Source organism: Peribacillus sp. NPDC058075 (assembly GCF_042885195.1).
Classification (GTDB): domain Bacteria; phylum Bacillota; class Bacilli; order Bacillales; family DSM-1321; genus Peribacillus.
In genome coordinates, this window is record NZ_JBHVSL010000001.1 from 3,356,199 (window position 1) to 3,369,575 (window position 13,377).

At 39.0% G+C, this 13,377-nt stretch carries 12 protein-coding genes; 5 read left to right on the forward strand and 7 right to left on the reverse strand.

Annotated elements, in window-relative coordinates; all coding sequences use genetic code 11:
• The first annotated feature begins 271 nt into the window (after positions 1-271).
• The 4 genes from ACFVS1_RS16685 to uraH all read left to right on the forward strand — a co-directional run bounded on the left by ACFVS1_RS16685 (position 272) and on the right by uraH (position 5,253).
• Complete coding sequence (locus ACFVS1_RS16685) at positions 272-1,888, forward strand: PucR family transcriptional regulator (RefSeq protein WP_387548874.1); 1,617 nt, start codon at positions 272-274, stop codon at positions 1,886-1,888.
• A gap of 161 nt (positions 1,889-2,049) precedes the next feature.
• Positions 2,050-3,375, forward strand: a complete 1,326-nt coding sequence (locus ACFVS1_RS16690; RefSeq protein WP_387548876.1) for a nucleobase:cation symporter-2 family protein — start codon at positions 2,050-2,052, stop codon at positions 3,373-3,375.
• 15 nt (positions 3,376-3,390) lie between these two features.
• Entirely contained in the window at positions 3,391-4,884 is a 1,494-nt protein-coding gene (pucL, locus tag ACFVS1_RS16695) for a factor-independent urate hydroxylase (protein ID WP_387548878.1), read from the forward strand.
• Between the two features lie 9 nt (positions 4,885-4,893).
• Positions 4,894-5,253 carry a hydroxyisourate hydrolase gene (gene uraH / locus ACFVS1_RS16700; RefSeq protein WP_387548880.1) on the forward strand — a complete coding sequence of 120 codons (360 nt, stop codon included), beginning with the start codon at positions 4,894-4,896 and terminating at the stop codon, positions 5,251-5,253.
• Between the two features lie 166 nt (positions 5,254-5,419).
• Here the strand turns inward: uraH and ACFVS1_RS16705 are convergent, their stop codons facing one another.
• The 3 genes from ACFVS1_RS16705 to ACFVS1_RS16715 all read right to left on the reverse strand — a co-directional run bounded on the left by ACFVS1_RS16705 (position 5,420) and on the right by ACFVS1_RS16715 (position 6,670).
• Positions 5,420-5,560 (reverse strand): hypothetical protein, encoded by a 141-nt coding sequence (locus ACFVS1_RS16705; protein WP_153246179.1) that lies wholly within the window; start codon positions 5,558-5,560, stop codon positions 5,420-5,422.
• A gap of 359 nt (positions 5,561-5,919) precedes the next feature.
• Positions 5,920-6,261, reverse strand: a complete 342-nt coding sequence (locus tag ACFVS1_RS16710) for a DUF3147 family protein (RefSeq protein ID WP_387548882.1) — start codon at positions 6,259-6,261, stop codon at positions 5,920-5,922.
• Positions 6,245-6,670, reverse strand: a complete 426-nt coding sequence (locus ACFVS1_RS16715) for a MarR family winged helix-turn-helix transcriptional regulator (protein ID WP_387548884.1) — start codon at positions 6,668-6,670, stop codon at positions 6,245-6,247. The genes ACFVS1_RS16710 and ACFVS1_RS16715 overlap by 17 nt, the downstream gene beginning before the upstream one ends.
• A 422-nt stretch (positions 6,671-7,092) precedes the next feature.
• On the opposite strand from ACFVS1_RS16715, the gene ACFVS1_RS16720 reads away from it, so the two are divergent.
• Positions 7,093-8,286 carry a chromate transporter gene (locus ACFVS1_RS16720; RefSeq protein WP_387548886.1) on the forward strand — a complete coding sequence of 398 codons (1,194 nt, stop codon included), beginning with the start codon at positions 7,093-7,095 and terminating at the stop codon, positions 8,284-8,286.
• A gap of 92 nt (positions 8,287-8,378) precedes the next feature.
• Here the strand turns inward: ACFVS1_RS16720 and ACFVS1_RS16725 are convergent, their stop codons facing one another.
• The 4 genes from ACFVS1_RS16725 to ACFVS1_RS16740 all read right to left on the reverse strand — a co-directional run bounded on the left by ACFVS1_RS16725 (position 8,379) and on the right by ACFVS1_RS16740 (position 13,314).
• Positions 8,379-9,278 carry a carbon-nitrogen hydrolase gene (locus ACFVS1_RS16725; RefSeq protein ID WP_387548888.1) on the reverse strand — a complete coding sequence of 300 codons (900 nt, stop codon included), beginning with the start codon at positions 9,276-9,278 and terminating at the stop codon, positions 8,379-8,381.
• 33 nt (positions 9,279-9,311) lie between these two features.
• Positions 9,312-10,937: an amidohydrolase gene (locus tag ACFVS1_RS16730; RefSeq protein WP_387548890.1), complete on the reverse strand. Its 1,626-nt coding sequence runs from the start codon at positions 10,935-10,937 to the stop codon at positions 9,312-9,314.
• A gap of 27 nt (positions 10,938-10,964) precedes the next feature.
• Positions 10,965-12,320, reverse strand: a complete 1,356-nt coding sequence (locus ACFVS1_RS16735; RefSeq protein WP_387548892.1) for an APC family permease — start codon at positions 12,318-12,320, stop codon at positions 10,965-10,967.
• A 748-nt stretch (positions 12,321-13,068) separates the two neighbouring features.
• The gene (locus ACFVS1_RS16740; RefSeq protein WP_387548894.1) at positions 13,069-13,314 is read right to left on the reverse strand and encodes a hypothetical protein; all 246 of its coding nucleotides are present in this window, start codon (positions 13,312-13,314) and stop codon (positions 13,069-13,071) included.
• Between the last annotated feature and the right edge of the window lie 63 nt (positions 13,315-13,377).

Consider the following 13,377-nt stretch of genomic DNA (forward strand, 5'->3'; position numbering starts at 1 on the left):
AAATATTAACAAAATCAAGATAATAAGTCACCAACAATGTTATAAAATCTAACATGAAATTTTTTTTATTTATCCGTCAATCCAAACAATGAAATTTGTAGGATATATCAAAGGGTTTGTATGATATGATAATGAAAATCCGCAAAGCACGTTAGCAAACGGAGGGATCAGACTAATATCCGTAACATGCACTAATTGAAAACCGATTCATTTCCCCTGTATTTATACACTTACACTAAATACTCTAATTTTTCAAAATGAGGTGTTTCAAATGAAGGTAGCTGAACTTTTAACATTGCCAGCATTAACCGGCATGCATGTAATTGCCGGAGGATCAGGGATGGAACGGGAAGTCCAAACAGTCAATATGATGGATGCTCCCGATATCATCAACTTTCTAAAACCAAATGAATTCCTTGTAACGACGGCTTATCACATAAAGGACAAGCCGCACCTCTTGTCATCACTCGTCGAATCGATGGCAAGCCAAGGCTGCGCAGCCCTGGGAATAAAGACAAAGAGGTACCTAAAGGAAATACCTGAGGAGGCACTGGTTCTTGCCAATGATTTATCCTTTCCAATCATTGAACTTCCGGCCGAATTGTCACTCGGGGAAATCATCAATCATACGTTACGGGGGATTTTGGATCAACGTGCAGCGGAATTGACTTTCGCCATGGAAATACATAAGCAATTCACTAACTTAATCATGCGCGGCAAAGGGATTCAAAAGCTGCTTGATCATTTATCGTATTTGATTGGATACCCCATCTTATTAGTTGACCAGTACCTAAAACCGATATTCCAACCAACCTCCACTGCCGGAATTATTCCAATAATCAAAAAAATAAGCGAAGAGGGATTCTCATTCCACAAAACCAAAACGTCTTTCTTTTCATTTTCGTCCCTTTCCAATAAAAAGCCCTATACCATCTTCCCCATCTTTATGAATGAAGAAAAATTTGGTTATTTGACGATATCAGGTGAAATCAAGACTAGCGATAACCTCATAACATTGACGGTCGAACAGGCAACGAATGTCATTTCTTTTGCCTTGATGAAAGAACACGCCCTTAAACAGCATGATCGGAATATCCGAAATGATTTCTTCCTTCATTTTCTCGATGGCAGCTTCTCCTCACAAGAGGAAATTATAAATCGGGCAAAGGAGTTTTCCTTACACAATGAACAAACCTATATATGCGCAGTCGGAAAGATCGATGAATCCGATTCGGACATAAGTTACACACAGCTGCAACGAAGGGCTGATTCGATATACGAGTATTTGGAAGATGAACTTTTCCTATCACCCAATCCCATTCATCTCTTTACCAAAGGCAAGAAATGCATTCTTTTATATGAAGTGAATGAAGTCTCTGCCGACGTTCTCCAAACTGTCGAAACCTCGCTAAAATCATTGCAAAGGATAACAGCCAGCCAGTTCGGCCGCACGATTTCTTTCGGAGTGAGCCATTTGAGCCAGAGTTTTTTACGGACCAAGAACGCTTACAAAGAAGCGAACGACTCTCTTCTCGAAGGAGGTCTTTCGAAAAGGACCGAATACATCCAAATATTCCGAACGAAGGATATTATGGAATTATTGAGGATCATCCCCGAAGAAGACCTCATGAATTTTCACCATTATGCACTACAGGGATTTTCAAAGGTTTTCACCGGGGAGGAGCAGTCCTTATTACAGACATTAAACGTCTATCTCGAAACTCATTGTCAAATATCCGAAACGGCCAAAAGGTTATTCGTACACCGAAATACAGTTGTATACAGACTCGAGAAATGCGAAGAGTTGCTCGGCAAGAGCCTGAAAGATTCGGAGACCACACTCCAGATACGGCTTGCCCTTCGCATTAAATCCTTACTTAAAATATAAAACGAAAGCCTCCCATCACTTTATGCAAGTTGTCTATATCCACAACCAAAAATTGTCTAATCTAACTAATGACAATTTTCTGATTTTTTATTATGATGATATTAATCATAACAAAATCACGTGATATAAAATGACATGCTATTGTAGAAGGGAGTTTTTTTATGAATGACAGAATTAACAAGTCCAAGGCCTTCTCGTTAGGTCTTCAGCACGTTCTTGCCATGTATGCCGGTGCCATATTGGTGCCGATCATCGTCGGCGGGGCATTGGGATTCAATTCTCAACAGTTAGCCTACCTTATTGCCATTGATCTATTGACCTGCGGCATCGCTACATTATTGCAATCTTGGAAAAATAAATACTTTGGCATTGGCCTCCCGATAGTTTTGGGAACTTCTTTCGTCGCAGTCACCCCCATGATATCCATCGGCAGCAATTATGGCATTTCCGCAATCTATGGATCAATCATCGCCGCTGGATTATTCATCATTTTTTTCTCCAACATATTTGGTAAACTGCTTAAATTATTCCCGCCTGTCGTGACCGGTACCGTTGTCATCATCATTGGATTATCCTTAGTGCCCACCGGCATAAAGAATATGGCTGGCGGTTCCGGCAGCAAAGACTTTGGCTCAGCCGAGAACTTGATGCTTTCTTTAGGAGTCCTCGCCGTTATTCTGTTAATCAATCGCTTCTTTACTGGGTTCATTCGCTCTATCTCCGTTCTGATTGGCATCATAGCAGGAACGATCGCTTCAACGTTTTTTGGGAAGATGGACTTTTCCACCGTTGCCGAGGCTTCTTGGTTCCATATTCCCGCTCCTTTGTACTTCGGTACACCCAGCTTTGAAATAGCACCCATACTTACGATGATGTTGGTTGGCACAGTCATCCTTGTCGAATCCACTGGCGCATTCCTTGCTCTCGGAAAAATAACCGGCAGGGAATTGAGTGAAAAAGATATTGTCAGGGGCTACCGGGCAGAAGGCCTTGCCTTCACTTTAGGCGGGATTTTCAATGCCTTTCCTTATAGTACATTCGCCCAGAATGTAGGCCTCGTTCAATTATCCGGTGTAAAAAAAAGAACAATCACCATTGTAGCCGGCTTCATTTTAATCGGGCTTGGACTTGTACCGAAAATCGCAGCACTCGCTACCCTGATTCCTACTGCCGTTCTCGGGGGTGCTACCGTCGTCATGTTCGGAATGGTCGTTTCATCAGGAATTAAAATGTTGAATGACGTCGATTTCTCGGATAATGCTAATTTATTGGTCATTGCTTGTTCAGTCTCACTCGGACTGGGCGCCACCGTCGTTCCCGAGTTATTCTCAAGCCTGCCGGAAGCAATCCGTATCGTTGTCGGGGATGGAATCATCACAGGAAGCCTGACAGCCATCATCCTGAATGTAATCTTGACACCGCGAAGGAAAAAGGCGGCAGATAGTACCATCGCTGATGCAGATCAATTCATGGCAAAAAGTATTTAAAAAGGAGCCTTTAGCATGATTACTCTTAAGTCACTAAATGCACTAAGCGAAGAGGAGTTCACGAAGTTCCTTGGTGATACTTTCGAACATTCACCTTGGATTGCAGAAAAATCGGGAGCCAGTAGACCATTTTCATCCATAATCAACCTGCATCGATGCATGGTGGACATTGTAAGCAATTCGTCCAAGGAAGAAAAGTTAACATTAATCAGGAAGCACCCGAACCTAGGGGACAAAGTTGAAATGAGTGATGATTCGACTAAGGAACAGCGCGGCGCCGGTTTAAAGGACCTTACTGCCGAAGAATATGAAAGTTTCATATCATTGAACCGGCAATATATGAATAAATTCCGCTTTCCATTTATCCTGGCTGTACGCGGCAAAGATAAAAATGACATATATCAATCGATGAAGACAAGGATTCACCATTCAGAAACAATAGAGTTCGATAAGGCACTATCTGAAATTCATAAAATTGCCCTATTTCGTTTACAGGATAAAATCAAAATCGAAGGAGAGAATTCAATGAAAAATAAATCATCCGCACAAACACTAAGTTATGGAAAAGGAAATGTTTTTGCCTATAGGACCTATTCAAAGCCTTTAACCGGAATCAAACAAATACCAGAATCCACTTTTTCAGGCAGAGATCATATCATTTTTGGCACCAATGTAAAAGTTTCCGTTGGCGGCTCCTCTTTTCTTCCCTCCTTCACAGAAGGGGACAATTCCATGGTCATAGCGACAGATTCGATGAAAAACTTCATCCAACGGCATTTAGCCACATTCAAAGGAGCAACATTAGAAGGTTTTGCTTCATATGTGTCAGAAGCCTTCCTTAACAAATATCCTCAAATCGATACGGTTAAATTGATTGCCGAGGATATCCCTTTCGAAGCTGTGACTGAAGCGACGGATCTTCAATTGAAACCGAGTGACCTTGTATTCAAAAAGTCCCGCAACGAGCGGGCCAAGGCAGCCGTCGAAATCATCCGCGGGGAAAACGGCAGCGAAATCGTTCAGCAAAGCAGTTCCATCCTTGACCTCCAATTAATCAAAGTAAGCGGGAACTCTTTTGTCGGTTTTATCCGTGATGAATATACGACGCTTCCCGAAGATGGAAATCGTCCGCTTTTTATCTATTTGAATCTCCATTGGGTCTATGAGGATCAAAAAGATGCATTCGCCGTGGATCCTACTAAATACGTGGCTGCTGAACAGGTGATCGATATTGCTACATCCGTTTTCCATGAAATGGAGACCCCTTCGATCCAAAATCTGATTTATGAAATCGGCTGCCGTATTTTAACCAGATTCCCTCAGCTTCTTGAAGTTACATTCGAATCCCAAAACCACACATGGGATACAGCCGTTTCCGAAATCCCGGAATCCAAAGGAAAAGTATATACAGAGCCGCGCCCGCCATATGGCTTTCAGGTCTTCACCGTTAAAAAAGAAAATCTCGAAAATAACAAAATCCTGGCTGCTGCTGAAGAAAACATCGGTTAAGGAGTATTTATGCCAGGGATTACAACACATATATTGGATTTAATGCATGGCCGGCCTGCCGAAAACGTGACGATAGAATTATACTTTTCCGAATCATCCACCGCTGACTGGCAGCTGCTCAAGTCAGCAGTCACAAATACAGACGGGAGGCTCGACGCCCCGCTGCTGAACGCAGAAAACACTAAAAGGGGAAACTACGAAATCATTTTTCATATCGGGGATTACTTCCGGAATAAGTCCATCGAGCTTCCTGATCCGCCCTTTTTGGACCAGGTACCCGTTCGTTTCGGACTATCTTCCCCATCCTCTCATTATCATGTGCCCCTGCTCGTTTCCCCATGGGGCTATCAAGTGTATCGGGGAAGTTAAAAGAAACGGCTGGAGAAGACCTTCTCCGGCGGTTTCTTTTTTGAATGATTACAGTCTGGATTTTAAACATAACAAAACCCCACCTGTTCCCATAGCGACTGGTGGGGTTTCTAACTGGCTTCTACATCAACCGGGAGGTCCATCTTGTGCAATCACGTCCTTTCGTTTAAACGGCTAATTTACTGTATTCATCCAACTGATCTTTAGTTAAATTTTTGATGAAATGGTCGATGTTTATCGACTCGATTTCATATCTTTCACAAATCTTTAAATAACTTTCATAAGCTTTATCATAAATGTTCATCATCTAGAATCCTCCTTCTGTTATATAACAATAAATTTAACTTAATAATAATATATAACAACCTTGTTTTCCCGTCAATGCATTTTTCTGAAAATTCGGTAAGATTTTCATTCTTTTAGTATTTCCCATATTGTTCTTCGCTAACCGTCTCACTTAGAAAAAAGCAGTACGTAGATGTTAAATACCTCCTCTTACTACTAATTAAGGGAATAGCCTAAGCTTTTATCACTTCTTCTTTAAATAACCTGCTTTTTTTGCTCCAAAGAAAAGAAGCTGCTGATCAGCTTCTGGTAATGAATTTCATTCATGGATTCACCTAAATATTAAACACTATAAATGTTTCCACTTTTCGCTAAATAATGTTAGCTAACTATATGCTTAACTATTATATCTTGAGCAAATAAAAATATAAGCCAACCTATTATTCCTAGACCAATTGAAACAAATAAGTGAAAGGAATGTCTTAGTGCTGTCCCTATAATCAATAACATCACAACTGTTGCCGGTATGCCCCAAGCCACACCTAAAGCAAATTCACTTAATGTTTCCTTATGCTCACCCTGTATATATAGCCAAAAGATACTTAAAACGCTAACTATTGGTAAAGCTGCAATGATTCCGCCTTGTTGAGGATACCTTCGTGATATTTCTGTAATAATGCCAATTATAATGGCTGAAACAATAATTTTAACTGTTGTGAACATCTTCTGCCCTCTCCTTTAATAAGGTAAATGCTTCTAAGATCAGTTTCCTTTCCTCATTACTCATTTTTTCAAATAGAAGTTGTTTAAGCTTTTCTTCATCCAGACTGGAATGACGGTGCAATACGTCGCCTCCCAAGTCAGTAAGCTTTAGAACTACCTTTCGCTCATCCTTGATGCTGCGGGTTTTAATTACATACTTTTTTTCTAATAACCGTTTAATATGCTCTGAGGCTGTGTTGTGAGACACATGAATTGTTTTAGCAATTTCTTTTATGCCTACGTCATTTTCTTTTTGAATAACTTGTAAAATCCTTATGCTTTGGTGAGTAATTTTTTCTTGGTGTTTATAACGTAATTGATAGTAAATATCCGTCCATAATTGATTTAACTGGCCGATTTCTTTTAACATAGGATCCCTCACTATATCGTATTTTACGAATTTATCTTATATTACGATATAAATGAATGATAAGCAACTTCTTCAACTACCTGCCCCGATCTTTAGCTAAAGCACCTGTTAGTACAAAAAGATTTATAAATGAGCGAATATTAAGAGTGTGTAAATTAATTGTTGGTATTAGAAACTAAATATTTCTAAATAGTATACTTCAATATAGATAATCGATTTGAGTTCTTGGATGTTCGGGTATATGGAAAAAAAGGGTACTTTATATCCCTTTTTCACACAATGGAACCTGACGGACTTTTAATAAATGGGGAACGAAACGTCGTTGGGAAAATAAAAATTATATATTCGACCACTGAAAAAGGAAATATTTATGGAAGGCAGAAAGAAAGCTTAAGAACATAAATAATAGGAGGTATACTTTAGTGGATCAAAACAAAACAAATAGAAGTTTCAAGTCACTCATTGAAATACTATTCGTTTCAACAAGGCTTGGTTTAACATCGTTTGGTGGCCCAATAGCACATTTAGGTTACTTTCATGATGAGTATGTTAGACGAAGAAAATGGATGGACGAAAAAAGCTATGCTGATTTAGTTGCTTTGTGTCAATTCTTGCCTGGTCCAGCTAGCAGTCAGGTTGGAATTGGAGTCGGAGTTATGCGGGGAGGTTTCATTGGTGGAATTTTAGCTTTTCTTGGCTTTACACTACCTTCGGTGATAGCGTTAGTACTATTAGCATTATTTCTCAAAGGAATGGACGTTTCAAATGCAGGCTGGATCCACGGATTAAAAATAGTAGCCGTAGCCGTAGTTGCACACGCCATTTTGGGGATGTCAAAAAATTTAACTCCAGATATAAAGAGAAAGGCGATTGCATTAATAGCCTTGGTCGGGACCTTGATTTGGCAGACTGCCTATGTGCAAGTTGGTCTTATTATACTGGCCGCATTGATTGGTTTTCTAATTTATAAACAACACGACGAAAGTTATGAATCTAAAATTCATTTTCCAATTTCTCGTGGTTTCGGATTTGTTAGTTTAGCTTTATTTTTCGGATTACTGTTTCTACTTCCAATCTTACGGGAAGTTACTTCATCAAATTGGATGGCTCTGTTTGATAGCTTTTATCGGTCTGGTTCTTTAGTGTTTGGTGGTGGACATGTAGTCTTGCCATTGCTTGAACGTGAATTTGTCCCTACTGGCTGGCTAGACCAAGAGGCATTTCTTGCTGGATATGGTGCAACACAAGCTGTACCAGGTCCATTATTTACGTTTGCAGCATACATAGGTGCCGTGATAAATGGATGGCAAGGTGGCTTATTAGCAACGATTGCTATTTTCTTACCTGCATTTCTTCTTATTTTAGGGACATTGCCATTTTGGAACACATTACGCCGTAATTCTAAAGTAAAAGGGGCATTAATGGGAGTAAATGCAGCAGTTGTAGGCATCTTGATTGCGGCTTTTTATAATCCCATTTGGACCAGCTCCATCTTAACTTCTATAGACTTTGCTTTTGCAGCCATCTTATTCAGCATGCTTGTGTATTGGAAATTGCCGCCTTGGTTTATAGTGATAATCGGTGCTATTGGTGGCTCCCTTATGACGTTAAATTGATAAAATTGCTCGTATAAAAAAACCTTTAAGGCATATTTTCCGTTAACAAAAAAGGAATAGCAGGTAGTCGCACCTGTTATTCCTTTTAATGTTTAACTGAACAGCGCTTTGCTTGTTCCCTTTTTTGAAGGGGATGGGGTTGGCAGTATTTCTTTTTGTAATATAGGGCCGTATGTATCGACACGGCGGTCTCTAAAGAATTGCAGAATTTTTCTAGTCTCTTCTATTTCTTTTAAATCAATTTCTTGTATTATAATTCCTTCTTCATCATCAAGTGAAGCTAGAATATTCCCTAATGTATCGCTAATGAATGAACCGCCATAAAAATTCATGTCCTTTTCCTGGCCCACTCGATTTGTCGCAGCAACGAATACACCATTAGAAATGCCATGAGCGGAAATTGCCTTTTCCCAGGATGATCTTGTTGATATTTCGGGATGATCTGGCTCTGAACCAATAGCAGAAGGATAGAATAATATTTCTGCCCCTTGTAAACTCAAAATCCGGGCCACTTCTGGATACCACTCGTCCCAACAAATCCCAACACCTATTTTTCCATAAGCCGTTTCATAGACAGGATATCCAGTATTGCCTGGAACGAAGTAATATTTTTCATGATACTGGGGACCATCCGGAATATGATTTTTTCTTGTAATCCCTAAACATTCTCCATCAGCATCAAATACAGCTGCACTATTAAAATAAATTCCAGCACCTGCTCTTTCGTAAAAAGGGACAATCAAGACAATGGCCAATTCCTTTGCTAATTCACCCATTTCGGCTAATGTACCGCTATCTACATCTTCAGCTAAATCATAATTTTTCACACTGACCGTTTGCGGAAAATATTGCGAAGAAAATAACTCCTGTAAGCAAACGATTTGTGCACCTTTATTTACTGTTTCTTTTATTTTCTCAATCGTTTTTTGGATATTTTGCTCAATGAATTCCCCGCAATGAATTTGAATAAGACCGACTTTTACTTTTGACATTTTCTCACTACCTACCTTTTGAAATTTTTTGTCTTATACCTTTTGGACAACCTGGTTTTCATATACGATCTTTCCATCCATGATCGTCAACTTCACTTCTGTTTCAAGAATTCCCTCTGTTGATATGCTGAATAAATTTTTATTTAATACTGAGATATCCGCTATCTTCCCTGCTTCCAATGTGCCTAAGTCTTTATCTCTGAAAGACCCGAATGCCGGTGTAGCCGTATAATATTTTAACGCTTGAGCTAATGTTATTCCTTCCGACTCTTGCCACGCCTTCCCGGTTAAATCTTTTCTGGTGATTGCCTGATAAATACCCATCATGGGATTTAGGGGCACTACAGGAAAATCTGTACCAAAGGCAATTTTAGCACCAGTATCCATTAGTGTTTTGATAGGATAATAGAGAGGGTGTTGTTTTTCACTGATTCTAGCTGTATATGCCTCACTTTCCATTAATTCAATATGTTTAGGTTGAAATGAAGCGATTACATCTAATTCCTTAAAGCGGCGAACATCGTCTGGATGCAATACCTCCACATGTTCTATGACATGTCTAGCATCTCTTTGTCCATTTACGTTTCTCGCTTCTTCAAATGCATCCAACGCTAAGCGGACAGCACCGTTACCTATAGCATGGAAACGAATTTGAAATTTTTCCTTATCTGCCTTTTTTACTAATTGTTTAATGGTTTCAGCTGGATAAGTGGTTCCGCCTTTTGTTTCAGGACGGTCTTTGTAATGATCCAATAAAAAAGCAGTATGACTTGTCACAACACCATCTATAAATTGTTTTAATCCAGAAAAGGTGAGCTTGTCTGACTGATAATTTTTTTGTAATTCCTTTGCGGCAGCTAAATCCATTTTTAACTCAGGCGAAAAGTGAATTCTAGTAGTTAGTAGCCCTTCTCTCTCAAATTCTTTGAAAATTTCAAGATCGTCTAATGGATTTGGCGCAATTTTAGCTCCGTATAAATCATTAACGGATGTGATTCCCAATCTTTTTGTTTCATTAAGAAAACCTTGGAATAGGCTTACACGTTTTTCTTTCGGTAATTTGTATGCATGTTCCGATGCATACCCAATTGCCTGTTCAAATAGAAGACCTGTCAGTTCCCCATTTTCATCTTTTCCAATTTCTCCATATTCCGGATCTGGTGTATCCTTCGTTAATTGAATCATTTCCATTGCTTTACTATTGATCCATGCGTAATGCACTTCTGCATTGAACAATAAAACAGGACGATCACTAATGTATTTATCTAGTGTTGTTCGATGTGGCAGCACTTTGTTCTTCCAATTGGTATGATCCCAGCCGACACCAAATATCCACTCATCATTTGGTCTCGTTTCTGCAAATTCGCCTACTATTTTGGCTGCATCTTCTTCTGAAGCGGCATCAAATAATTTGGCACTGTCCTTTTGTAAAATGCTTCCCATCATAATATGCATATGAAAATCGTGAAACCCCGGAATAATTAGTCCGTCTTCCATGTCATACACTTTTGTTTGATTTCCAAGGAATGACATTATATCTTCTTTAGAACCGATTTTAATAATTTTATTATCTTTAATGGCGATAGCTGCTTTTATTGGCTCATCTTGTAACCCAGTAAAAACATGTTGACCAGAAAGAATGATGTCTGCAATTACCATTTTTACCCTCCTTGATGAATATAACTTTTATACCTGAATTTCTTTTTCAATCGCACTATCGATAGAAAGCTCCGGCGGCCGCTTACTAAACATTTTCGTATTTGAAAGCAGCATGATGAAACCAATTCCAAACCATCCCAGTCCGAGTAAAAGTGCCTTTGAATCAAGACTGGTCCATAACCAAATTGTGAAACCAGTACCAATCAGCGGCAATATTAGGTATTTTAGTGTGTTCATTCCGTTTCGCTGTTTTTCTCTAATAAAATAATGGGAAATAACTGAAAGATTAACAAAGGTAAAGGCAACAAGCGCCCCAAAGTTAATAAAGGATGATGCTGTCACTAAATCAACAAATAAAGCAGATAAAGCAAAAATACCCACTAAGATGATGTTGTGTGTTGGAGTTTGAAATTTTGGATGAATATGACCAAATATTTTCTTTGGTAGTACTCCATCTCTCCCCATCGCATACAAAAGTCGCGAAACACTTGCATGAGCTGATAATCCGGATGCCAGTCCCCCGGTAATATATCCTGCTAGAAAAATAGATTGAAATAAATTACCCCCTATGTACATGGCAATTTCCAAGGAAGCGGAATCTGGATCTTTAAAAGCTTGGAAATTTGGGTAAACAAGGTGACTGATGTATGAGATGGTGACAAACAGACCTCCCCCTATTAACGCGACGAGGAAAATGGCTTTTGGTATTATTTTTTTGGGATTAATGGTCTCCTCTGAAAATGTGGTAACAGCATCAAATCCTAAAAAAGATAAACATAAAACAGAAGATCCTGCTAAAACTAAAGATAGTGGTATATCTCCATTCACAAATGGAGAACTCATGAGTAATGTTCCTGAACCCATTCCGTTAAGTAACCCTTTAATCGAAAGGAATGTAAATATAACGATTATTAGAAATTGACAGGAAACTAATAAAACATTTATTTTTGTTGCTATTTTCACTCCAATAATGTTTACAGTGGTGATTAAAATGACAAAGGCAATTAACCAGAAGGAAAAAGGAACGGATGGAAAATACGCGTTTAAGTAAATAGCGATTAGTAATCCATTGATCATTGGCAAGAATAAATAGTCCAATAGGATGACCCAGCCCACTAAGAACCCAAGGTGAGGATTAAGAGCCTTTTGAGTAAAAGTATATGCAGAACCGGCAACGGGGTAGGCCTTAACCATTTGACCATAGCTATAGGCTGTAAACAACATACCAGCCAAAGCTATGATATAGGCAGCAGGTACCATCCCTTTCGTTATTTCCGCAACAACCCCATAAGTTGAAAAAACTGTTGTAGGTGCCATATAAGCCAATCCAAATAGCACTAAAGGAAATACTGTTAACGAGCGTCTTAATTTTGCATTCTCCATGTATCACTCCACCCTTATTCGTGATTAATTAACATTAATTAACTAATAAGCAAATACCATACCAAGTGGGGATTAATGGTATTTTGCCAACAATTGCAATATACAGATTATTTAATGAATGAATAAGCTTATGCAATTCTACATCAATTATTTAATATTGCATAATTAGTCGTCAGTGTCGGAAGATAATACCAGCTCGACTACTTCTTGAATTCCCCTTTTATTCCATAAGAAAAAGAGCTGCCGAAGCAACTCCTTTGAAAGAGCAAATTAACAATAGTCGAAAATATTTGTAGACTTATAAAAAGTTTCTTTAAAGACAGTTTCGCTCTTTCGTGCATTTTTCTGTACATATAAAGATTTAAATGTTTGTGCTATCTTGTATCAATCGCCATACGCAAGTTTGGGGTGACTCCAAGAAGCAATATTAACGAACAAATCATTTTTTTCAAAGGCTGTTTTCGCATACTTTGTTGCTATTTACTGCTATTTACCAAGTAGTGCGGTGTGGTTGATTTCCCCTCCAGATACTCGCTTTCCGCGGGGCGGGCGGTGAGCCTCCTCGGCGTAAACGCCTGTGGGGTCTCACCTGTCCCGCTGCTCCCGCAGGAGTCTCGCACTTCCGCTCCAATCAACCTTACATCGTTTTGTTTTAAAAACAACAATCTTTACGAAAAGAGCCTTTTCAAAAGCTGTTCCAAATAAGTGCAGTATAAACCCAAATGACCAAAGAACCAACATATCACGGTTATTCCTTTATATAATCTATTTCTGCCAACAACAGGGTGAAAAAACCTCCAAATATAGAAATAATGGTATGCATAATAGAAATTGGTAGCTGAGTAGCCAGAGATTCAGACCGTCCGCCATTAACCCATGTCAATGGAATAATGCCGTTAATAATAAGAACATGGATTAAGATAGTCAAAGAGTAAAAGCTAATCGCCATAAATACAGCTGTTTTCATATCAATTTTTCTAAATCTTTCTATCATGCAATCACCTCATTTCTCCCAGTTTCTCCTATTATTTAATTTGGCTGTTTTCGCATACTTTGT

Excerpts from the sequence above, each read along its gene's own strand:
- ACFVS1_RS16685 (WP_387548874.1), top strand. The coding sequence starts at position 272 with ATGAAGGTAGCTGAACTTTTAACATTGCCAGCATTAACCGGCATGCAT.
- ACFVS1_RS16690 (WP_387548876.1), top strand. The coding sequence starts at position 2,050 with ATGAATGACAGAATTAACAAGTCCAAGGCCTTCTCGTTAGGTCTTCAG.
- pucL (WP_387548878.1), top strand. The coding sequence starts at position 3,391 with ATGATTACTCTTAAGTCACTAAATGCACTAAGCGAAGAGGAGTTCACG.
- uraH (WP_387548880.1), top strand. The coding sequence starts at position 4,894 with ATGCCAGGGATTACAACACATATATTGGATTTAATGCATGGCCGGCCT.
- ACFVS1_RS16705 (WP_153246179.1), bottom strand. The coding sequence starts at position 5,560 with ATGATGAACATTTATGATAAAGCTTATGAAAGTTATTTAAAGATTTGT.
- ACFVS1_RS16710 (WP_387548882.1), bottom strand. The coding sequence starts at position 6,261 with ATGTTCACAACAGTTAAAATTATTGTTTCAGCCATTATAATTGGCATT.
- ACFVS1_RS16715 (WP_387548884.1), bottom strand. The coding sequence starts at position 6,670 with ATGTTAAAAGAAATCGGCCAGTTAAATCAATTATGGACGGATATTTAC.
- ACFVS1_RS16725 (WP_387548888.1), bottom strand. The coding sequence starts at position 9,278 with ATGTCAAAAGTAAAAGTCGGTCTTATTCAAATTCATTGCGGGGAATTC.
- ACFVS1_RS16730 (WP_387548890.1), bottom strand. The coding sequence starts at position 10,937 with ATGGTAATTGCAGACATCATTCTTTCTGGTCAACATGTTTTTACTGGG.
- ACFVS1_RS16735 (WP_387548892.1), bottom strand. The coding sequence starts at position 12,320 with ATGGAGAATGCAAAATTAAGACGCTCGTTAACAGTATTTCCTTTAGTG.
- ACFVS1_RS16740 (WP_387548894.1), bottom strand. The coding sequence starts at position 13,314 with ATGATAGAAAGATTTAGAAAAATTGATATGAAAACAGCTGTATTTATG.